The sequence below is a fragment of the Streptococcus sobrinus DSM 20742 = ATCC 33478 genome (assembly GCF_000686605.1).
Classification (GTDB): domain Bacteria; phylum Bacillota; class Bacilli; order Lactobacillales; family Streptococcaceae; genus Streptococcus; species Streptococcus sobrinus.
On record NZ_JMLC01000002.1, the window covers coordinates 58,459 to 77,690 of the forward strand.

Sequence of the window (19,232 nt, forward strand, 5' to 3'; positions counted from 1 at the left end):
TAGCAATTGTTGTTAGTCATCAGTTACTTTAGTAACTAGATGACTTTGCTCTGTCGTATCTTGTGAAAGGGAGTTGTCAGCTATGGAGAAACGGCCGATTATCGGTATCAGTAGTAATGAAAAGCCAGTCAGTCCCGATTTGCCGATTATCCATCTCAATGTCTCCAGAAATTTTGGTGATGGGGTCAAACGAGCTGGAGGCTTACCTTTTTACATTCCCATGAGCCAGGATGCCTTGGCAGCTGATTATATTCAGGCTATCGATAAACTAATTTTAACTGGCGGGCAGAATGTCAGTCCCCAGTTTTACGGTGAAGATAAGACAACCGATAGTCAGGACTATTTTCCTGAGCGGGACCGCTGGGAGTTGGCCTTGATTAAGGAAGCCGTCAAGCAGGAGAAGCCGATTTTTGCGGTCTGTCGTGGCTTGCAACTCTACAATGCTGCCCAGGGCGGAACGCTTTATCAGGATATTCCCAATCATGCGGGTCAACCGCCCACGCAACTGGCTCACCCGATTAAGATAGAAGCGGGCAGTCGTCTCTCTGGCCTTTTGGCTGATGGGATTGTGGTCAATTCGGCCCACCATCAGGCTCTCAAAAAGCTAGCTCCTAATCTGAAAGCGACGGCTTGGAGTCAGGATGGTATTATTGAAGCGATTGAGCCGACCGATGGGACCAGGTTTATTGGTGTTCAGTGGCATCCAGAGTTTTTATTGGATGGGCCAACCAGCAACCAAGCCCTCTTTGATTATGTGGTTCAGGACTTATAGGACTGGCAGTTAAAGGAACTGTTTTGAAAAGGGCCTTGCTTGATTTGCAGGATTTTTTCTAAGTATTTTCATAAAGAATAAGAAGGAGTGATTTTATGCGATTAAAAAAATTACTAGGTATTGTCGGTCTGGGGCTTTCTCTAGCCTTGATCGTTACCGGCTGTTCAAAGAATTCCTCGGGCAAGAAGGAAGTGACCTTTGCGACCGTAGGAACGACCAAGCCCTTTTCCTATCAAAATGACAAGGGCAAGTTGACCGGTTTTGACGTGGAAGTGGCTCGGGAGATTTTCAAGGGCTCTAAGGATTATAAATTGAAAATTCAACAAATTGATGGCGACACCATCTATTCTGGCCTTGATTCTGCCAAGTTTGATTTTGTCGGCAATAACCTTAGTTACACCAAGGAAAGGGGCAAGAAGTACCCCTATTCCTATCCAACGGCCTCAACGCCTTCCGTTCTAGTTGTTCCTAAGGACAGCGACATCAAGTCCTACGATGATATCGGCGGTCACACAACGCCTGTCGTCCAAGGGACAACGGGTGCTTCCCAGTTGGAAGATTATAATAAGAAGCACTCCGACAATCCCACGAAACTGAAATACACCGAGGAAAATATCACTCAGATGCTTTCCGGTCTCAATGATGGCAAATATGATTTCAAGATTTTTGATGCGCCATCGGTCAATAGCATCATCAAGTCTCAAGGCTTGAGCAATCTCAAGACCATTGATTTGAAATCGAGCGAAAAGCCTTATATTTATTATCTTTTCACCAGCGACAATAAGGACCTACAAACCTTCGTCAATAAACGAATCAAGGCTCTGCAAAAGGATGGCACCCTAGACAAACTGTCTAAGGAATTCCTGGGTGGCGACTATGCACCAAGTAGTAAAGACCTGGTTGTCCCAAATAAGAAATAGGCTAGACAGAGACCAACCAATTGACTTTGATTAGCGAAACATCTTAAAATTGAATGATTTATAAACCTGCCTTGATGGAAATCAAGGTAGGTTTTTTAAGTCGTTTGGAGAAGGAGAATGATAGTGAATTGAAATCAAAAGTATCAATCTGCCCATACACTAGCATCGAAAGAACTTGGCCTTTTAGCAAGAGACGACCTGACTACTCAAGAGCTGTCAGTTGAAAGGTTTGAACTTCAAAGAGTATGTTGGAGAATTTCCAGATAAAAAAACGGAGCGAGTCCAAACCAAACGCTGGAAGAGCTCCGTCCTATTTTTGTTTTGTTTGATTAGCGAACCTTATTTGTCTAGCTCGGCAGAGTATTAGTTTTTCATGTCCTCTTGGCCTTCCAGGGTGCAGAGGCGGTAGAGGGCCTCGGCGTAGATGGTGGTTGCCTGCCAAAGTTCCTCCAGCTTAATCTTTTCATTGGGTTGGTGGAGGGTGTGGACTGACCAAGGAAAGGCTGGGCCAAAGGAAACGCCGTTTTTTAGGAGACGGCCATAGGTTGAACCGCCGATGGCTAAGGCAGGGCTGCTATCACCTGTCGCCTCTTGATAGACCTCCAGGAGGGTCTGTGTTCTAGGGTCGCTAAGGTCGGTATTGCTAGGAAGGAGGTGGCTGATTTCCTCTAGGACAAAGCCTGCCCCGTCAGCGATTTTATCTAATTGTTCCCCTAGAGTAGAATATTCTAACATTTGAGGATAGCGGAGATTGATGCCAATTTTAGCCTGTCCATTTCAAAGGAAAAGATGGCAGGATTGACGGTCACCTTGCCCAGCTCATGCTCCTCATAAGCAAGGCCAAGTTTCTGACCGAAGGAATCGGCGAAGAAGTAGTCATCCAAAAGGGCAAGGTAGTCTTGGGCAGCAGGGTCAAGGTCAAGAGTCCTCAAGAAGTGAGCTAGGTAGATGGCGGCATTAATTCCTTTGTCAGGTCCAGCTCCGTGAGCCGCCTGACCCTTGAGACTGAGAATTTGTTCCTGCCCTTGAACCTGATAGTTCCCGTGGAGGTCGTTCTTTTTGAGATAGACCTGGAAGTCCGCCTCAAGGTTGGCTTGGCCTGACAAACGAGCTTGAGCCTTGTCGGGAACAACATTATAGGCCTGACCGGACTTAAAAACTAGGTTAGAAGGGCTGGAATAGGTCTTGGTCAAATCTAGGGAGACAATGCCTTTTTCTGCATAAATCAAAGGGAAGATGGCATCAGGGACGAAACCAAAGTCAGGCATGGTTTCCTTGGCGAAGTAGGCCTTTACCCCCTCCCAATTATTTTCTTCATCAGTTCCATAGATGAGACGAACCTTCAGGTTAAGCGTATAGCCAGCATCTAGCACCATTTTTAAGGCGTAGTAGGCAGCTAGGCAGGGGCCCTTATCGTCGGACACACCTCGACCGTAAAGCCAGCCCTCTTTCTGCTTCAACTCGAAAGGAGGTGTCTGCCATTCTTCGTCTTGAGCAGGAACCACATCTAGGTGGGAGAGAATTCCAAAGATTTCCTGTCCTTGGCCGATTTCCAAATGACCGGCAACATTGTCAATGGTCTTGGCTCGAAAACCATCTCGCTCTCCCAGAGCAAGCATATAGTCTAGGGCCTCCTTGACTGCTGGCCCAAAGGGAGCCTCCTCGCTAGCCTGGGCCACATCCTTGACCGATGGAATGGCGATTAAGCCCGCCAAGTCCCGTAAAAAATCTTCCTTATAGTCCTTTAATAGGCACTTCCAATCTGGCATGGCATCCTCCTTATTTTTACCTTGGTCGGTCAAAGTTTGGCTAGAAGCACTTTTATACTCTTTGAAATTCAAAATTAGCAATTTACTATCTCAATACGACTGCATCTGGAAAATGAACATAAATCATTAACTAATGAAGTCATTCTAAAAGCGATACTTTCGCCAAAGTGGTATTCTTAGCAACAACAGATGTTGCTAAGAACGGAAATTTTGAGAGAGATTTAGTCCGGTGGACTAAATCTGCCTGAGCCTAAAAATTAGAGAGCGAAGGGCTCAAAATTTATCACGGGGCAAAGATATCAGCTACTAAAGTAGCAAATATCTAACGCCAATCTCTACGGAAATTGACTAGCCCCCTGATTAACTCGGTTAGGCCAGTAAAATCGACTGGCCTAACCAAGTGTCGCAATGAAACTACGTGAGTTCCAAGAAATCATCCACTGGATAATTTCTTCTTGCGTCCGCACTTTTTAAGAAAGTATCAAAGATGCTAACTGTGATTTTAATAGAGTATTTGTTTGGCAATCCAGCCTATTTAACCAAGACCGACCTAATAATTTTTATTTATAATCTTACACCAAAAGAGCTGGAAATCGAGCCTTGGAGACCATAAGAATTTTTTATAGCCAACCATAAAAAATAGTGATTTTCCAAGTCTGCTGGATTGCGGTAAGATAGGAGAAATCAATGATTTAGGAAGTTGGTAGTAAGTAGGATGACAAATAAGAAGAAGTGGACGATTGCAATATCGGTGCTGGTTGTTCTGGCCTTGGCTCTGGGCTTGGTCTTCTTTAATGGATCTAAGCACAAACAAGGCACTAAGCAAACAGTGGTGACTGTAGCAACCTCTGGTAGTCCTAAGCCCTTCACCTATGTGGATGGCAGGGATCAGCTGACGGGACAAAATATTGAGCTGCTCAAGGCAGTCTTCAAAAAATTGCCCCAGTATAAGTTGAAGCTGGAAAAGACAGAATTCGATTCGATTTTCTCGGGTCTCAATTCTGGCCGTTATCAAATGGGGGTCAATAATATTGCCAAAAACCCTGAGCGGCAGAAGAACTATCTCTTTTCAGACCCGATGTTCAAGAATTCCTATGTGGTCATCTACAAGTCTGACAATAAGGAGGCCAAGCAGGCCGATTCTTGGGATGACCTAGCAGGCCATTCAACGGTAGGCTCTACTGGTGTCAATACTTCAACGGCCATTGAAAAATTTAACAAGAAGCATCCTGACAAGAAGATTGACCTCAATTATAGTGAGGAAGATTTGACCACCCAATTGCAGGGAGTTGAGTCTGGCAAGTACGACTTCCTGCTCATGGACAAGCCTATGTTTGAGTATTATCAAAAAGAATTGGGCCTTAAGCTGACTGGTAAGCCGGTTTCAGGTGATTTAGAAAAGGAATTATTGTCTGAACCTTACAGCTATTTCGTCTTTTCTAAGGACCAAAAGCAATTGCAAAAGGATGTCAATAAGGCTCTCAAGGAAGTCACTGGGGACGGGACTTCCAAGAAGATTAACGAGAAATACTTCGGTGAAGATTATTCACCGTCCTACAAGTAGGAGGACCTGCCATGTCTTTTGATTTTGAGGTTGAAACCGACCCAAACAAGGTTGATTATGACCAGGTGACGGCTGTCTTGCAAGGGGCTGGTCTCAGCAAGTCTGGCAGCAGCCAGGAGCATGAGAAGGCCTTTAAAAACAGCGATATTACTATCTTTGTCAAAGACGGCTCTCAGGTGGTCGGCGTGGGGCGAGCTCTGACGGATTTCGTTTCCCAAGGGGCCATCTATAATGTCGCTGTTGACCCTGACTATCAGGGCCGAGGTGTCGGAAATGCCATTGTCACCGGGCTTCTAGACCGGCTCAAAGGTATCAATGTCATTCTTTATACCCATCCCCAGACCCTCAAACTCTATGAGAAATATGGTTTTCGTCGCAATAAGACGGCCTTTGCTCATTTTGAACACGGCAGTCCAGAGGGCAAGCAATGGATGGAAGACGAAGGTTTCTTCTTACCAGAAGGCTACCGCTTTGAAAGTGAAATCGGGAGGTACTAGGATGAAGTTTTTGAAGAAAATTTTTCAACAGTCTGACCAAGAGGATTTGGATCAGGCCTGGTTGTTCATGGCTCTGGGGGAATTGCAGGCCATAGGTTACGGTCAGGAAGTGCCTGATTTATTAAGGGAATGGCCAGAAACAGGTACAAGGAGGGAAGTCTATGCCAACTAGTTTTGTTTCCAAAGAAGTTGATCAGGATGGGAATTTTCGCCGGCAGAAGACCAAGTTTTTGACCCCTTTCGGGTCTGAACCAGGTCAGTTACCAGTTGAGAAGGGCCGTTACCGGCTCTTGGTTTCCTATGCCTGTCCCTGGGCTCACAGACAGCTGATTGCCCTCAAGCTCTTGGGACTTGAAGATGCCCTTAATATCGGGGTGGTTGACCCTGTTCGGCCGACAGATGTGGATCGTACCGACTGGGCCTTTACTTTAGATCCCGATGGTAAGGATCCTGTTTTGGGCATTCATTATCTGAGTGAAATCTACCTCAAGACCGAGCCTGATTATCAGGGCCGCTTCACGGTACCAGCCATCGTTGACCTCAAGACCGGTCAGCTGGTCAATAATGATTTTTACAACCTGCTCAAGATTTGGGAGACCGATTGGCGGCCCCTGCATAAGGAGGGGGCTCCAGACCTCTATCCGGATGATCTGGCTGATGAGATTGACCAGCTGAATGAGGTCATTTTCCAAGACATCAATAACGGGGTCTACAAGGCTGGTTTTGCAGGCAGTCAAGCAGCCTATGAGGCAGCTTACGACAAGCTCTTTGCCCGTCTGGCTGAGCTGGAGGAGCGATTGAGTCATTCGCGTTTCCTCTTTGGCGACCGGATTAGGGACACGGACATCCGTCTCTATGTCAGCCTGGCTCGCTTTGATGCGGCCTATTACAATGGTTTTCGTTGCAACCGCAACCGTCTGGCTGATTTCCCCAACCTCTGGGCCTACGCTAGGGATTTGTATTCCATTCCTGCCTTTAAGGAAACCACTCATTTTGACCATATCAAGAAGCACTATCATCTCAGTGCCATTGACAATCCCCACCAAATTCTCCCCAAGGGTCCTGATACCAGCGAATGGCTAGAACCTCAAGATAGAGCCAGCAGAATTTATCACTAGAAAAGAGGTCATGATTATGACAGAAAATAAGCCAACTATTAAACCCGTTACCCTGAAAGTTCGCCCCGTTGAGACCAAGACAGAAATTGATGAACGGGGAGCCTTCCAACGCCAACCCAATCATTTCACCCGTCCTTTCGGGGATGGGCCAGATGACCTCAAGGCTGAGGCTGGCAAGTACCGTCTCTTCTGGGCTCGGGGTTGCCACTGGTCCAATCGGGCCTCTATCGTGCGTGAGCTTCTAGGTTTGGAAGATGCCATCTCGGTCAATCAGGTCGGTCATACAGAAGACCCTGAACGCCGTAAATATGGCTGGGAGTTTGCCTATGAACCAGATGGCAAGGACCCTGTCACCGGGGCTGAATACCTGGCGGAATTCTACTATCGGGCAGACCCTGACTATACAGGTCGGACGACGGTCCCTGCCCTGATTGATGTGGACAAGCAAGAGGTCGTTAATAATGATTACCACCGCTTAACTAATTATTTTGAAGTGGCCTTCAAACCTTTCCAAAAGCCTGATGCTCCAAATCTCTATCCAGAAGAGCTGAGAAAAGACATCGATAACTTCAATGACCAGGTTCTCTTCCCCTTTGTTAACAACGGGGTCTATCGGATGATGTTTGCTCAATCATTGGTAGCCTATCAGGAAGCCTTTGATGACTTTTATAATACCCTGGACATTATTGAAAAACGTCTGGCCACCCAACGATTCCTTTTTGGTGATTATGTGACCGATTCTGATGTCCGTCTCTATGTGACCCTGGCCCGCTTTGATACCCATTATTACCGCAATCTGGGTCCTATCAAGAACCGGATTGTTGATTACCCAAATATCTGGGGCTATGCAAGGGACTTGTACGAAATTCCTTCATTCAAAAACAATACCTATTTCCATGATATTGCCCGTGGCTGGGATACCAAGAAGGAGAAGCTCTTCGTTGACTTCAATTCTCGCTTTGCAGACGACATTGATTTCGATGCCCAATGGTCGCAAGTCAATAACCGTCGCTACCTGTCCAAGACACCAGACCAAAAGTTTTTGATTGACTAATAGTCTGGGGAAATGGAAAATTCTTAGGGCTAAGAAAATTTCAGATTTAAGAAATCTGGATTTGTAGAGGTAGTCCTAGTAGAAGTTGTCAATGTCGGTCTCACGAGCGAGCATCGTCTTTCTCGTAGCCGACTTTTGATTTTCATTAACTATAAGAGACAAGAGAAGTACCTGAGGTGCTTCTCTTTTTGTAGCCGATGTAAGCAACAATCGCTGTTATTGCGAACTCGTTGCCATCTTTTATCAGTTTTAGGCCCACTTTATCAGTCCTTTACTCACCCCTATAAAAATTTCCTATGGCCTAGCATAAAATATTTAGATTAGGCAAGCTTTGGGCCTGGTGATAAGATATTACTAAGTTTAAGTCCAGCTTTTGGACAAGTTTCTAGGAGGAATGCTTATGTCGTCAGATTTTTATGAAAAATTAGCCAAAACTCGTCATTATATCCACGCCCATCCGGAGGTTTCTGAGCAGGAAGTTGAAACAACAGCCTTTATCAAGTCCTATCTTGCTGATTTGGGAATTGAGGCTCTCAACTATCCCCTCAAGACTGGTCTGATTGCTGAAATCGGTTCTGGCAATCCTGTCATCGCTCTGCGGACCGACATTGACGCCCTGCCCATTCGGGAAAATACCGGCCTAGATTATGCCAGCTATAATGGAGCCATGCATGCCTGCGGTCACGATTTCCACCAAACTAGCTTGCTAGGGGCTGCCGAAATTTTGAAAAATCGTGAAAAGGAATTGAAAGGAACTGTTCGGCTGATTTTCCAACCGGCAGAAGAAAATTTCCAAGGTGGCTATCAGGTAATTGAAGCCGGTGGCCTGGAAGGCGTTTCTGCCATTGTTGGCTATCATAATTATCCCCATCTCAAGCCTGGTCAACTGGGGCTTAAAACTGGGGCCATCATGGCAGGCGTAGAGCAGTTTGAGGTTACTGTCCAAGGTGTTTCTTCCCACGCAGCTCGTCCTGACCTGGGTGTTGATACGGTCTTGGCGGTAACCAGCATCGTCAACAATCTGCAAGCCATTGTTGCCAGAACTGTTTCTCCCTTTGAATCCGCTGTTTTGTCAGTTACCCATATTGATGTCGGTACAACCTGGAATGTTCTGCCAGGTAAGGGCTTCTTTGAAGGGACGATTCGTACCTTTGACTCTCAAGTTCGCCGAGCAGTTATTGAAAAATTTGAATGGGTCGTTCGGACGACCGCTGAACAATTCGGTGCCCAAGTCACTATCAAGTGGGGTAATTCACCAAAGGTCACCTTTAACGATAAGACCATCACGCCAATTATTTTTGAAAATTCCAAGTCCTTCGCGGAAGTGGTTGATACCCTGCCCTCAACAGGTGGAGAAGATTTCGCTGCCTATCAGGAACAAATCCCAGGCGTCTTTGCCTTCGTCGGTTCCAACGGAGAAGAAGGAGCGCCCGACTGGCATCACGATGACTTCGTCGTCAAAGACGAAGCCCTCCCCGTCGCCGTCAACTACTTCGTCGAATCAGCTTTCAAGTTGTTGGAATATTATGGAGAAAGGTAGCAGTTGTTTATGAAAAGAAAATCAAATAAAGGTAAATGGTATGCTTTAATTACTATTATTGCGGTTCTAGCTGTTATTGCGGTTCTAGCTGTTATTGCTGCTGTCTTTGGAATAAGTAAATCTAAGAAAGATGGTCAACAAGTTTCTAAAAACTCCTCAAGTTTAACTTATGCTTTTAACGCTGATCCTGTATCATTGAATCCAATTAATTCAAATGATTTATGGGGCTTAAAAACCATTAATATGATTTATTCTCCACTCGCTCGTACTAACAATGATGGGACAGTCACTTATGAATTGGCTAAGAGTATCAAGCAAGCCGAGGATGGAAAATCTATTGATGTAAAACTTCGTAAAGGCATCAAATGGTCAGACGGTAAGCCTTTTACGGCTGATGACGTTGTCTTTACCTATACTCAAAAAGCTAAAAAGGAAAACGGAAAATATGAAAGTCTCTGGATTGGTGACAAACCTATAAGTGTTGAAAAAGTAGGTGATTATGAGGTCAAATTCATTCTACCGGCGGCTAGTGCAGCAGCTGTTAATAATTTGACAAATGAAACTTATATCATTCCAAAACACATTTACAAAAATACGTCTGATTTCTCAGTTAATGATCTCGGTGTCTACCCAACGGTCGGAACTGGCCCTTATGTATTGAAGAAATTTACATCTGGTTCTTCATTGACACTTACTGCTAACAAATACTACTATGGTGGCAAAGTCAATACTAAGAAAATCAACGTTCGCATCATCGAAAATGCGGATACTCTTAAAGTGGCACTTCAAAAAGGAGAAGTTGACCTTGAAAGTTGAAGAATTTAATTTGCCTGACACTTGAAAATTTCTGATTATCGAATGTTTCCCAGAAATCCGACCTGCGACTGAAGCTTTTTTGTGCTTGAGGTCGCTTTTTTTGTTATTTTAGGCTAAAATATTAGAGGAATGTAAGAAAGAAGTGATGATGACGCAGAAAATCGGAATCGGAAGGGCTCACAGCAAGATTATCCTAATCGGTGAACATTCGGTAGTCTATGGCTATTCGGCCATTGCCCTTCCCTTAAAAAATATTGAGGTGGTCTGTCAGGTTCAGGCTTCGGACCAAGCTTTAGAGATTGACATCTCTGATCCGCTATCTACAGCGGTTTTTGCTGCCTTGGAATTTTTGGACAAGTCTGATGAAAAGATTTCCGTTGAGATTGAGTCCAATGTCCCAGCCAAGCGGGGGATGGGGTCATCAGCTGCGGTCGCTATCGCAGCTATTCGGGCGGTCTTTGACTATTTTGACCAGTCTCTGTCCCTGCCCGATTTGGAAATGTTGGCCAATCAGGCCGAAATTATTGCCCATGAAAATCCTAGCGGTCTGGATGCCAAGACCTGTCTGAGTGACACGGCTATCAAGTTTATCCGTAATCTTGGATTTTCAGAAATGGCGATGGACTTGGGTGCTTATCTGGTGATTGCGGATACCGGTATTCACGGTCATACCAGAGAAGCTGTCAGCAAGGTGCGAAGTCTAGAAGAAAAGGCCCTGCCTTATCTGCATCGTCTGGGTAATTTAGCCTCAACCATTGAAATTGGCCTCTTGGCCAAGGATCTCCTGGTTGTGGGTCAGGCCATGAACCGAGCCCATGACGAATTGAACCATTTGGGCGTTTCCAGTCCAGAAGCTAATCATCTTGTCCAGGTTGCCAAAAATCAAGGGGCTCTGGGAGCTAAGATGTCCGGTGGTGGCTTGGGCGGTTGCATCATTGCTCTCTGTCAAAATCAGGAGCAGGCCGAAAGTTTGGTCTCAGCACTCGAAAAAGAAGGAGCCGTTAACACGTGGATAGAAAATCTGTAAGTGTCAAATCCTATGCTAACATTGCCATTGTCAAGTATTGGGGTAAGGCAGACGTCAAGAAGATGATTCCAGCGACCAGCAGCATCTCACTGACCTTGGAAAATATGTACACCAAGACCGACCTGTCCTTCCTTCCTGAGGGGGCTCAGGGGGATGAGTTTTACATTGACGGCCAGCTGCAAAATCAGCAGGAGCATGCCAAAATGACCAAGATTATTGATTTTTTCCGCCGGGAAGGTCAGCCCTTTGTTAAGATTGAAACCAACAACAATATGCCAACAGCTGCAGGACTCTCTTCCAGTTCCAGCGGTCTGTCGGCTCTGGTCAAGGCCTGCAATCAGCTCTTTGACTTTGGTCTGGACCAAAAGGAGCTAGCCCAATATGCCAAGTTTGCTTCTGGCTCGTCGGCTAGGTCTTTTTTCGGCCCCCTTTCGGCTTGGGACAAGGATTCTGGCGATATTTATCAGGTTAAAACTGACTTGGACCTCTCTATGATTATGCTGGTCCTCAATGACCAACCCAAAACCATTTCTAGTCGGGAAGGTATGCAGCGTTGTGCAGAAACTTCCAGCGATTTTCAGGCTTGGATTGATCAGTCTGCCCTGGATTATCGGGTTATGCTGAACTATCTGGCTGCCAATGATTTTGCCAAGGTTGGCCGGTTAGCAGAAGAAAATGCTCTAAGAATGCACTCCACGACTAGGTCGGCCAATCCTCCCTTTTCCTATCTGACGGAAGAATCCTATCAGGCTATGGATTTTGTCAGAAGTCTGCGAGAGAAAGGTTATGACTGTTATTTCACCATGGATGCAGGTCCCAATGTTAAGGTGCTCTGCCAGACCAAGGATTTGGACACCCTAGCTGAGATTTTTGGTCAAAACTATCGGACCATTGTCTCCAAGACCAAGGATCCTGCCCATGACTAAGTACCAGGTTAAGTCCGGTGGCAAGCTCTATCTGGCTGGCGAATATGCCATTCTGACACCTGGCCAGCAGGCCCTCTTACAATTTATCCCCATCTCTTTGACAGCGGAAATTGAGCCCGCTTCCAGCTACCAGCTCTACTCGGATATGTTTGCTTACAAGGTCGGGCTGGAAAGGGATAAGAATTACAGCCTGATTCAGGAGACCATTGCGGTTGTCGAAGACTATCTTAAGACGAGAGGTATAAAACCTTGTCCCTTTAGCTTGTCTATTACTGGCAAGCTAGAGAAGGATGGCAAGAAATTCGGCCTTGGCTCAAGCGGTAGCGTGACTGTCCTAGTGGTTAAGGCCTTGGCTGCCTTGTATCAAGAGGACTGGTCGGCTGATTTCATCTTCAGACTGGCAAGCTACACTCTGCTCAAGCGGGGAGATAATGGCTCCATGGGTGATTTGGCCTGTATTGCCTATGAAGACTTGGTTTTATTCAAGGCTTTTGACCGAGCTCGAGTAAGGACTTGGATTAAGAGTGACAGTTTGAGCCAGGTCCTCGCTAGGGACTGGGGCTATCAGATTGAGTCAGTCCGACCTGCTCTAGATTTTGATTTTCTAGTTGGCTGGACCGGTCTACCCTCTATTTCCAGGGACATGATTGATCAGGTTAAATCAGCTATTTCTGCTGATTTTTTGGAGCCAACGCAGGTGGCGGTAGAAGCGACAGCCCAGGGCCTAAGGACTGGCGATAAGGAGCTGGTCAAAGTCTCCTTACAGAAAGTTAGTGACTTGTTAAAGAACCTGCACCCTGCTATTTATACCGAAGAATTGCTGGTATTAGAAGGGGCCGTTCAGGGTCTGGATGCCGTTGCCAAGTCTTCGGGATCGGGTGGTGGTGATTGTGGTATTGCCCTATCATTTAATCCTGACCATAGCCAAAAAATCAGAGAAAGGTGGCGAAAAGCTGGTATTGAACTACTATTTCGCCAAAAAGCTTTATGACCAATCGAAAAGACCAGCATATCAAGCATGCCCTGGCCTACCAGTCCCCCTATAACAGTTTTGACGAGGTCGAGCTGATTCAGTCCTCTTTGCCCAAGTATGATTTGGCGGAGATTGAGCTGAAAACACATTTTGCTGGGCGGGACTGGGATTTTCCCTTTTATATTAATGCCATGACTGGCGGATCAAACAAGGCCAAGGCTGTCAATAGAAAATTGGCCCAGGTGGCCGAGGCCTGTGGCCTACTTTTCATCACGGGCTCCTATAGCCCAGCCTTGAAAAATCCTGATGATGATTCCTATGATGTTCGCTCGCTGACTCCTCAAGTGCTTTTGGGAACCAATATCGGTCTTGATAAGCCGGTCCAATTGGGACAGAAGGCTGTGGAAGATTTGAGGCCCTTGCTCTTAGAGGTGCATGTCAATCTCATGCAGGAATTGCTCATGCCAGAAGGGGAACGCGAATTTAAGAGCTGGTTGTCCAATTTAGCGGACTACGCTCAAGAGATTTCTGTCCCTGTCGTCCTTAAGGAAGTTGGCTTTGGTATGGATAGGAAAACCGTCCAAAGGGGGCTTGACCTCGGTATTAGGACCTTTGATATTTCCGGTCGGGGCGGCACTAGTTTTGCCTATATTGAGAATCAGCGGGCCCAGCAAGATCGCTCCTACCTGAATCAATGGGGTCAATCAACCGTCCAAACCCTTCTAAATCTAGGCGACATTAGAAATCGGGCCGAAATTCTTGCCAGTGGTGGTGTTCGCCATCCTCTGGATATGATTAAGGCTTTGGTTCTGGGAGCTAGAGCAGTGGGGCTTTCACGCACTATACTGGAGCTGGTAGAACGCTACCCAGTTGAGAAGGTAATAGCAATTGTTGATGGCTGGAAAGACGATTTGCGATTGCTCATGTGTGCTCTTAATTGCCGCACCCTAACGGATTTGCGACAGGTCGATTACCTCCTCTACGGGAAATTAGCCCAAGCCAATAGAAAACAAGACTGATATAGCAGAAGGGTCAATCCAAATTTTTGACCTCCAGTTTAAAAAGTCTTAGACTAGGGGTAAAGGAGATGTTGTCATGATTGAAATGACCTATACCGATGCCTATGATATTGAGCGTCAACAAAGCTTTGAAAATCCCAACGATTTTATTCGCGTCCTGATGGGCTGCTCAACTTTGCCCGAGTACTATCCCATTAAGAGTGTTACTTACAAGGGTAAGGATGTGGGTTTCCACGGCACTTATGGCGATCTCTTCCCAACCTTCATCAATTTTGACTGGTCAGCCTACGAAGAGGACTAAAAGCAATAGATAAAAAAATAGCTAGCGAGAAATCGTTAGCTATTTTTGGGTCTTTGACCTTTATTGGCGACCTTTTTGTAATTACTGTAATTCCATGTTATAGTTTTCTTACTAAAAGGATATTCTGCTATGGTCGTTAAAACTCGAAAACAGGGTGATTCTGTCATAATTACCATCCCTAAAGACTTTAATATCCCAACTGGAAAAGAGTATGAAGCTAATCTAACGGCAAATGGTGAAATCATCTTTACTCCTAAAGCAAAAGATACGGCTCATTTTGTATCTGATAGAGAGGTCTTTAAAAATGTTGATAATCTTTTTAAAGAGTATGACGGCATCTTCAAGGAATTGGTAGATCGATGATAAATTATCTAACCGAAAATCAATCACTGCTTTCAATAAAGGGATTATTGAACATTATTCGCCTAGTGAAAAGGTGGAAGTCGTGAGTGCTTCGGCCTTGAATATGATTGTCAATTTTTCGGAACAGTTTGTATTTGGACAAAAACTATATCCAACTCTCTTCGACAAGGCGACAATTATCTTTGTTCAATTGGTCAAAAAACATGTTTTTGCCAATGCCAATAAACGAACAGCATTTTTTGTATTAGTCAGTTTTCTCCGATTAAACGGCTATCAATTACAAGTCGACCAAGAAGAAGCAGTTGACTTTACCGTGCGAGTCGCGGTTGAACCATTATCCGATGACAATTTAATAATTTATAAGGAGTGGATAAGTAATCACAGTACAAAATTGTAAAAATCCTGATGTGAATTTTTAACTCAAAAAAGCCTGACTTAACAGGCTTTTTGTATGTTTAAATTAAATTTTCACCTCCAAGTATATCTGAAACTCAATGAAATTTTATGAAACACGAAGGCCTCGGTCCTCGTCCTCTAGAAAATTCAAGAAGGAATTCGCTCCTCGAAAAATCTCAATTAATCTCTAGCGATTACCCTTACAACATACAGTAAACAATGGCGATGTATTGCAAGGTAGAGGCTAGAAGGATGAAGAGGTGCCAAATCATGTGGTCGTAAGGGCGTTTACGAGAATAGAAGAAGGCACCAATGGTATAGGATAGTCCCCCTGCCAACATGAGGCTCCAGAAGACTGGACCGGTCTTGGTGACGATGGCTGGAATGATGAAAATGACCAGCCAGCCCATGAGTAGGTAGAGTAAGAGGCTGAATTTCTCATTGATTTTCTTGGCGAAAATTTTATAGAGAATGCCGAAGATAGTCGTGCCCCATTGGAGGACGATAATCAGGTAACCCAACCAGCCACCGACCAGAGAGAGGGCCACGGGCGTGTAGGAACCAGCGATGGCAATGTAAATCATACTGTGATCAATAATCCGCAGGACATACTTCTGTGGTGAAGCATACTGCATGGAGTGGTAGATGGTCGAGGACATGAACATGAGAAAGAGGCTGATGACAAAGACCGACATGCCGACTGCTGCTTTGAGTCCAAAGATTTGGTAGCTGTAAGAAGCCGTAATGGGTAAAAGAACCAGCATAGCGACGGAGCCGACTGCATGGGTTACAGCATTGGCAACCTCTTCGCCAAAGGTTAATTGTTTACTAAGCTTTAGAGTTGCGGTGTTCATGGTGACCTCCTTGAAGATTTTCGGCAAGTTTGTGGGTGTAGTGGTAGAGCTTGAGGGTTTGGCAGGCTGAGACAATCAGCTCAGGAATATCTTGCCTTTGCTCCTCATTCATACAGGCAACAAAGGCATCATAGCAGGCCTGGGATTGATTATTGGCTGTTATCCGTTCTAAAATCTGACTGATTTCCTGAATGGAAAAGACCGGCTTAAAAGTGGTGATAGCTATTAGGCGGGCCAGTTGCCGGCGACTGTATTTTTTCTTGACTGGCTTCTCAACCAGACCATGTTTGACATAATTGTTAATCATGGAAGCGGTGAGGCCCTTATCGGTCGTTGTTGTTGAAAGTTTGCTGACCTGGTTAACGTATAGAAGAACTTGATCTAAGTACAAATCTAACTCAGGCAAGTCAGCCCATTTGGGATATGTATTCGTCATAAGTTTAACTACTTTCTATAATCTAGTCTTAATAACTAGATTATACAATTCTAAGAAACTGGCGTCAAGAAAAAATATGTCTATTGATAAAATTGCAGTTTGCAAACAGGCTGCCTGCTGGCTTCTGTTATAATGGAATTAGTAAATAATTCCCGAGGAGGTCAGGCAAATGGCCATGATAAAAATATTTTTACCCTTTATTTTGACAGCTGTATTGGCAATTCTGACTATCTACCTTGCCAAAAAATGGTCCGTGCAGGAAGAAGCCAGCGGTCGGGCTAATCAAAACCGTTTATCTGCCGGAATGTTAATCGGGATGAGCCTTGGTCTAGCCTTAGGCTCCGTCTTTCGATTTAATGTAGGTTTGACAACAGTTATCGGCATGCTGATAGGGATGACTATCGCCCACTATATAGGGAAGTAGCGGGGGGATGTTAAAGATGAGGTCTAGCTATGAATGTAAAGATAAGAAAAATAAGAGATAAGGAAATCTATCGCCTAAATGATTTTCTCTATGAAGCTATTTTTATTCCGAACGGCCAGGCTAAGCCAGATAGGGAAATTATTGAACAGCCAGAGCTTCAGTTATATGTCAAAGGTTTTGGAGGTCAAGTGGGTGATGATTGCCTTGTTGCAGAGGTCGACGGCCAGCTAGTGGGTGCCGTTTGGACCAGAATAATCAATGATTACGGTCATGTAGATGATCAAACGCCGTCATTAGCCATATCTCTTTTTAAAGACTATAGGGGTCATGGGCTTGGGACGTCCTTAATGACTAAGATGCTTGAAGTCTTAAAAGCAAAAGGGGTTAAAAAAGTTTCTCTCTCCGTTCAAAAAGCCAACCCTGCCCTAAAATTGTATAGAAGATTAGGATTCAACCCCTTATCTGAGAACAATGAGGATTATGTCATGGTTAAGGACTTATAAGAGCCTCGGCAGAGCGAATGACATTTCTTGATGATTTTAAATTTGATAAGGAGGTAAAACTGTTTGGAAAAATATATTGTGATGTCAAAAAAGAATTCCGAAATAAGTATAGGTAAAGTTAATAGTGGTGGAAACCTATGTGATAGCAGAAGCTAAGAAAAAAGGGAGTTTGGGGTTATCAGTTATGTCAAAATATTTAAATATAAAGTCCCTCTTTGAAGCTCAGGCTGATGAGGAGAGGGCGGTTGCTATGGCAGCCTACCAGAAAAATCTCTTTGAATTTTACGGAATTCCCACGCCCCAGAGACGAAAAATTTATGCCGAATTTTTGAAGGCGGAGAAGAAAACCAAAACGATTGACTGGGAATTTTTGGATGCCTGTTATGCGGATCCCCACCGTGAATTTCAATATCTGGCCTATGACTATTTGCTGAGAATGCAGTCCTACCTAGTCTATGAAGATCTAGCTAAGGTTGAGCATTACGTTTTGACCAAATCTTGGTGGGATACCATTGACTTCCTGACCAAGGTGGTAGGGCAGTTGGGTCTCAGAGATAATCGTGTGAAGAATTTGATGTTAGGCTGGTCCAAGAGGGACAATATCTGGATTAGGCGGACGGCTATTGAGCACCAATTGGGGCTAAAAGAGCAGACGGATACAAACCTCTTGGCGGAGATTATTGTCAACTGCCTGGGGAGCGATGAATTTTTTATCAATAAGGCCATCGGCTGGTCCTTAAGAGATTATTCCAAGACCAATCCCGACTGGGTAAGAGATTTTATCTGGCAGCATGAGGAGCAAATGGCTAAACTCAGTATTCGTGAGGCTAGTAAATATCTATAAGAAAGTGGAGCTCAAAGTTCCAATTGGTTCAGTTTTAACTTTCTAGGATAAAGTCGCTCTGCTATAATAAGAGTAAAGTAAAGTCAATAAAATTGGAGGTTAGTTATAATGCGAACAAAAAAGGATTTACGTTTTGAAAAGAGGTTTTCAGAAAGTCATACAGGAATGGAAATTTGGCTAGACAAAGAGACTGGCGTTAATTATCTCTGGCATGGAGCGGGCTATGGTGGTAGCATGACTCCCTTGCTGGATAAGGGATGGTAAGCCTGTCATCACACCAGTTGAAGACAGTAGCAATTCCGACCTGTTCTAAGGTAGGTTGAAAGGAAGCAGGCGATAGAAAGGTCGTCTTTTTATTAATCTATGGTAGAAATCCAAGAAAGATATCTGACCATGCGAGATGGTCAAAAAATTTTTATCAAGGTTGCTGGTCAGGGCTACCCTATCGTATTTCTCCACGGGAATGGCAATTCCAGTAAGTATTTTGCCGGTCAGGTTCAAGATTTGGCTGAAAATTATCAGCTGATTATGCTGGATAGCCGGGCCCATGGGAAATCAGGCCTGGGGCAAGTTCATCTGACTTTTACAGAAATGGCCAAGGATTTGCAAGAAGTTTTGGACCAGCTGGGGATTGAGCAGGCTATCTTGATTGGCCACAGCGACGGGGCCAATTATGCCATGGTTTTTGAGCAACTTTATCCTGAGCGGGTCAAGGCTATCTTGCTCAATTCTGGCAACCTGACCTTCTGGGGACAGAAGTGGTGGCTGCGGCTAGGCTCGGTCTTGACCTATCTCTGGTTGAGCTTGCAGGTCCACTTCAAACCAGCTGTCAACCGTCGCAAGCAACGCTTCGGCCTTATGGTTAGAAATCTCCCCGTCCATTTTGAGGACTTGCAGGGCGTGACCGTCCCCTGTCTGGTTTTAGTTGGTAAAAAGGACTTTATCCGCCAAGGCCACTCCAAAAAGATTGCCCGTCACTTGGCTAATGCAGAGTTTTTATCCTTGGAAGGTTTTGGCCACAGTATCTCCAATAAGGATCCCCAGGTCTTTAATCAGATTGCTCTTGACTTTGTCCAGCGGGTGCTAAAAAATGATAACTAAAAGCTGCCGGAAGGT

General features: G+C 44.9%; 25 protein-coding genes. 21 read left to right on the forward strand and 4 right to left on the reverse strand.

What is annotated here, in order from left to right:
• The first annotated feature begins 82 nt into the window (after window positions 1-82).
• Both BS63_RS0101320 and BS63_RS0101325 read left to right on the forward strand, forming a co-directional pair.
• On the forward strand, window positions 83-772 hold the full coding sequence (locus BS63_RS0101320; protein WP_002962792.1) for a gamma-glutamyl-gamma-aminobutyrate hydrolase family protein: 690 nt from the start codon (window positions 83-85) through the stop codon (window positions 770-772).
• 95 nt (window positions 773-867) lie between these two features.
• Entirely contained in the window at window positions 868-1,692 is an 825-nt protein-coding gene (locus tag BS63_RS0101325; RefSeq protein ID WP_002962793.1) for an amino acid ABC transporter substrate-binding protein, read from the forward strand.
• Window positions 1,693-2,055: 363 nt separating this feature from the next.
• Here the strand turns inward: BS63_RS0101325 and BS63_RS1000000112035 are convergent, their stop codons facing one another.
• Complete coding sequence (locus BS63_RS1000000112035; protein ID WP_002962794.1) at window positions 2,056-2,427, reverse strand: zinc-binding metallopeptidase family protein; 372 nt, start codon at window positions 2,425-2,427, stop codon at window positions 2,056-2,058.
• The gene (locus BS63_RS01000000110770; RefSeq protein WP_141564998.1) at window positions 2,421-3,461 is read right to left on the reverse strand and encodes a Sapep family Mn(2+)-dependent dipeptidase; all 1,041 of its coding nucleotides are present in this window, start codon (window positions 3,459-3,461) and stop codon (window positions 2,421-2,423) included. The genes BS63_RS1000000112035 and BS63_RS01000000110770 overlap by 7 nt, the downstream gene beginning before the upstream one ends.
• Window positions 3,462-4,176: 715 nt before the next feature.
• On the opposite strand from BS63_RS01000000110770, the gene BS63_RS0101345 reads away from it, so the two are divergent.
• From BS63_RS0101345 to BS63_RS0101410, 14 genes are all read left to right on the forward strand, one after another.
• On the forward strand, window positions 4,177-5,025 hold the full coding sequence (locus BS63_RS0101345) for a transporter substrate-binding domain-containing protein (RefSeq protein WP_002962048.1): 849 nt from the start codon (window positions 4,177-4,179) through the stop codon (window positions 5,023-5,025).
• A gap of 11 nt (window positions 5,026-5,036) precedes the next feature.
• The gene (locus BS63_RS0101350) at window positions 5,037-5,522 is read left to right on the forward strand and encodes a GNAT family N-acetyltransferase (protein WP_002962045.1); all 486 of its coding nucleotides are present in this window, start codon (window positions 5,037-5,039) and stop codon (window positions 5,520-5,522) included.
• Window position 5,523: 1 nt separating this feature from the next.
• Window positions 5,524-5,694, forward strand: coding sequence for a hypothetical protein (locus BS63_RS1000000112105; RefSeq protein ID WP_019769076.1), 171 nt, complete (start codon window positions 5,524-5,526; stop codon window positions 5,692-5,694).
• Window positions 5,684-6,640, forward strand: coding sequence for a glutathione S-transferase family protein (locus BS63_RS0101360; protein WP_019777298.1), 957 nt, complete (start codon window positions 5,684-5,686; stop codon window positions 6,638-6,640). Before BS63_RS1000000112105 ends, BS63_RS0101360 begins: the two co-directional genes overlap by 11 nt.
• A gap of 16 nt (window positions 6,641-6,656) precedes the next feature.
• Window positions 6,657-7,694 (forward strand): glutathione S-transferase C-terminal domain-containing protein, encoded by a 1,038-nt coding sequence (locus BS63_RS0101365; protein ID WP_002962040.1) that lies wholly within the window; start codon window positions 6,657-6,659, stop codon window positions 7,692-7,694.
• A gap of 400 nt (window positions 7,695-8,094) precedes the next feature.
• Window positions 8,095-9,234 carry an amidohydrolase gene (locus tag BS63_RS0101370; protein ID WP_002962038.1) on the forward strand — a complete coding sequence of 380 codons (1,140 nt, stop codon included), beginning with the start codon at window positions 8,095-8,097 and terminating at the stop codon, window positions 9,232-9,234.
• 9 nt (window positions 9,235-9,243) lie between these two features.
• Window positions 9,244-10,050: an ABC transporter substrate-binding protein gene (locus tag BS63_RS0101375; RefSeq protein WP_002962035.1), complete on the forward strand. Its 807-nt coding sequence runs from the start codon at window positions 9,244-9,246 to the stop codon at window positions 10,048-10,050.
• A gap of 145 nt (window positions 10,051-10,195) precedes the next feature.
• Window positions 10,196-11,077 carry a mevalonate kinase gene (gene mvk, locus BS63_RS0101380; RefSeq protein WP_032798529.1) on the forward strand — a complete coding sequence of 294 codons (882 nt, stop codon included), beginning with the start codon at window positions 10,196-10,198 and terminating at the stop codon, window positions 11,075-11,077.
• Window positions 11,059-12,003: a diphosphomevalonate decarboxylase gene (gene mvaD / locus BS63_RS0101385; protein ID WP_002962031.1), complete on the forward strand. Its 945-nt coding sequence runs from the start codon at window positions 11,059-11,061 to the stop codon at window positions 12,001-12,003. Before mvk ends, mvaD begins: the two co-directional genes overlap by 19 nt.
• A complete protein-coding gene (locus BS63_RS0101390; protein ID WP_002962028.1) occupies window positions 11,996-12,994 on the forward strand; it encodes a phosphomevalonate kinase in 999 nt (332 codons plus the stop codon). Before mvaD ends, BS63_RS0101390 begins: the two co-directional genes overlap by 8 nt.
• Window positions 12,991-13,995: a type 2 isopentenyl-diphosphate Delta-isomerase gene (gene fni, locus BS63_RS0101395; protein ID WP_019770606.1), complete on the forward strand. Its 1,005-nt coding sequence runs from the start codon at window positions 12,991-12,993 to the stop codon at window positions 13,993-13,995. Before BS63_RS0101390 ends, fni begins: the two co-directional genes overlap by 4 nt.
• 76 nt (window positions 13,996-14,071) lie before the next feature.
• The gene (locus BS63_RS0101400; RefSeq protein WP_002961602.1) at window positions 14,072-14,296 is read left to right on the forward strand and encodes a DUF4649 family protein; all 225 of its coding nucleotides are present in this window, start codon (window positions 14,072-14,074) and stop codon (window positions 14,294-14,296) included.
• 129 nt (window positions 14,297-14,425) lie between these two features.
• Complete coding sequence (mazE, locus tag BS63_RS0101405) at window positions 14,426-14,659, forward strand: type II toxin-antitoxin system PemI/MazE family antitoxin (RefSeq protein WP_002961603.1); 234 nt, start codon at window positions 14,426-14,428, stop codon at window positions 14,657-14,659.
• Window positions 14,652-15,056, forward strand: coding sequence for a type II toxin-antitoxin system death-on-curing family toxin (locus BS63_RS0101410; protein WP_412774910.1), 405 nt, complete (start codon window positions 14,652-14,654; stop codon window positions 15,054-15,056). Before mazE ends, BS63_RS0101410 begins: the two co-directional genes overlap by 8 nt.
• A gap of 199 nt (window positions 15,057-15,255) precedes the next feature.
• Here the strand turns inward: BS63_RS0101410 and trhA are convergent, their stop codons facing one another.
• Complete coding sequence (trhA, locus tag BS63_RS0101415) at window positions 15,256-15,909, reverse strand: PAQR family membrane homeostasis protein TrhA (RefSeq protein ID WP_002961605.1); 654 nt, start codon at window positions 15,907-15,909, stop codon at window positions 15,256-15,258.
• Window positions 15,884-16,345, reverse strand: a complete 462-nt coding sequence (locus BS63_RS0101420; protein ID WP_019770608.1) for a DUF1836 domain-containing protein — start codon at window positions 16,343-16,345, stop codon at window positions 15,884-15,886. The genes trhA and BS63_RS0101420 overlap by 26 nt, the downstream gene beginning before the upstream one ends.
• Before the next feature lie 169 nt (window positions 16,346-16,514).
• On the opposite strand from BS63_RS0101420, the gene BS63_RS0101425 reads away from it, so the two are divergent.
• The 5 genes from BS63_RS0101425 to BS63_RS0101445 all read left to right on the forward strand — a co-directional run bounded on the left by BS63_RS0101425 (window position 16,515) and on the right by BS63_RS0101445 (window position 19,217).
• Entirely contained in the window at window positions 16,515-16,769 is a 255-nt protein-coding gene (locus BS63_RS0101425; protein WP_002961607.1) for a hypothetical protein, read from the forward strand.
• Window positions 16,770-16,798: 29 nt separating this feature from the next.
• Complete coding sequence (locus BS63_RS0101430) at window positions 16,799-17,272, forward strand: GNAT family N-acetyltransferase (protein ID WP_002961609.1); 474 nt, start codon at window positions 16,799-16,801, stop codon at window positions 17,270-17,272.
• 184 nt (window positions 17,273-17,456) lie between these two features.
• Window positions 17,457-18,116 (forward strand): DNA alkylation repair protein, encoded by a 660-nt coding sequence (locus BS63_RS0101435; protein WP_028798394.1) that lies wholly within the window; start codon window positions 17,457-17,459, stop codon window positions 18,114-18,116.
• Between the two features lie 108 nt (window positions 18,117-18,224).
• Window positions 18,225-18,380, forward strand: a complete 156-nt coding sequence (locus BS63_RS1000000111245) for a DUF6440 family protein (RefSeq protein WP_002961612.1) — start codon at window positions 18,225-18,227, stop codon at window positions 18,378-18,380.
• A 99-nt stretch (window positions 18,381-18,479) separates the two neighbouring features.
• The gene (locus BS63_RS0101445) at window positions 18,480-19,217 is read left to right on the forward strand and encodes an alpha/beta fold hydrolase (protein WP_002961614.1); all 738 of its coding nucleotides are present in this window, start codon (window positions 18,480-18,482) and stop codon (window positions 19,215-19,217) included.
• Window positions 19,218-19,232: the final 15 nt, after the last annotated feature.

Excerpts from the sequence above, each read along its gene's own strand:
- BS63_RS0101320 (WP_002962792.1), top strand. The coding sequence starts at position 83 with ATGGAGAAACGGCCGATTATCGGTATCAGTAGTAATGAAAAGCCAGTC.
- BS63_RS0101325 (WP_002962793.1), top strand. The coding sequence starts at position 868 with ATGCGATTAAAAAAATTACTAGGTATTGTCGGTCTGGGGCTTTCTCTA.
- BS63_RS1000000112035 (WP_002962794.1), bottom strand. The coding sequence starts at position 2,427 with ATGTTAGAATATTCTACTCTAGGGGAACAATTAGATAAAATCGCTGAC.
- BS63_RS01000000110770 (WP_141564998.1), bottom strand. The coding sequence starts at position 3,461 with ATGCCAGATTGGAAGTGCCTATTAAAGGACTATAAGGAAGATTTTTTA.
- BS63_RS0101345 (WP_002962048.1), top strand. The coding sequence starts at position 4,177 with ATGACAAATAAGAAGAAGTGGACGATTGCAATATCGGTGCTGGTTGTT.
- BS63_RS0101350 (WP_002962045.1), top strand. The coding sequence starts at position 5,037 with ATGTCTTTTGATTTTGAGGTTGAAACCGACCCAAACAAGGTTGATTAT.
- BS63_RS1000000112105 (WP_019769076.1), top strand. The coding sequence starts at position 5,524 with ATGAAGTTTTTGAAGAAAATTTTTCAACAGTCTGACCAAGAGGATTTG.
- BS63_RS0101360 (WP_019777298.1), top strand. The coding sequence starts at position 5,684 with ATGCCAACTAGTTTTGTTTCCAAAGAAGTTGATCAGGATGGGAATTTT.
- BS63_RS0101365 (WP_002962040.1), top strand. The coding sequence starts at position 6,657 with ATGACAGAAAATAAGCCAACTATTAAACCCGTTACCCTGAAAGTTCGC.
- BS63_RS0101370 (WP_002962038.1), top strand. The coding sequence starts at position 8,095 with ATGTCGTCAGATTTTTATGAAAAATTAGCCAAAACTCGTCATTATATC.
- BS63_RS0101375 (WP_002962035.1), top strand. The coding sequence starts at position 9,244 with ATGAAAAGAAAATCAAATAAAGGTAAATGGTATGCTTTAATTACTATT.
- mvk (WP_032798529.1), top strand. The coding sequence starts at position 10,196 with ATGATGACGCAGAAAATCGGAATCGGAAGGGCTCACAGCAAGATTATC.
- BS63_RS0101390 (WP_002962028.1), top strand. The coding sequence starts at position 11,996 with ATGACTAAGTACCAGGTTAAGTCCGGTGGCAAGCTCTATCTGGCTGGC.
- fni (WP_019770606.1), top strand. The coding sequence starts at position 12,991 with ATGACCAATCGAAAAGACCAGCATATCAAGCATGCCCTGGCCTACCAG.
- BS63_RS0101400 (WP_002961602.1), top strand. The coding sequence starts at position 14,072 with ATGATTGAAATGACCTATACCGATGCCTATGATATTGAGCGTCAACAA.
- mazE (WP_002961603.1), top strand. The coding sequence starts at position 14,426 with ATGGTCGTTAAAACTCGAAAACAGGGTGATTCTGTCATAATTACCATC.
- trhA (WP_002961605.1), bottom strand. The coding sequence starts at position 15,909 with ATGAACACCGCAACTCTAAAGCTTAGTAAACAATTAACCTTTGGCGAA.
- BS63_RS0101420 (WP_019770608.1), bottom strand. The coding sequence starts at position 16,345 with ATGACGAATACATATCCCAAATGGGCTGACTTGCCTGAGTTAGATTTG.
- BS63_RS0101425 (WP_002961607.1), top strand. The coding sequence starts at position 16,515 with ATGGCCATGATAAAAATATTTTTACCCTTTATTTTGACAGCTGTATTG.
- BS63_RS0101430 (WP_002961609.1), top strand. The coding sequence starts at position 16,799 with ATGAATGTAAAGATAAGAAAAATAAGAGATAAGGAAATCTATCGCCTA.
- BS63_RS0101435 (WP_028798394.1), top strand. The coding sequence starts at position 17,457 with ATGTCAAAATATTTAAATATAAAGTCCCTCTTTGAAGCTCAGGCTGAT.
- BS63_RS1000000111245 (WP_002961612.1), top strand. The coding sequence starts at position 18,225 with ATGCGAACAAAAAAGGATTTACGTTTTGAAAAGAGGTTTTCAGAAAGT.
- BS63_RS0101445 (WP_002961614.1), top strand. The coding sequence starts at position 18,480 with ATGGTAGAAATCCAAGAAAGATATCTGACCATGCGAGATGGTCAAAAA.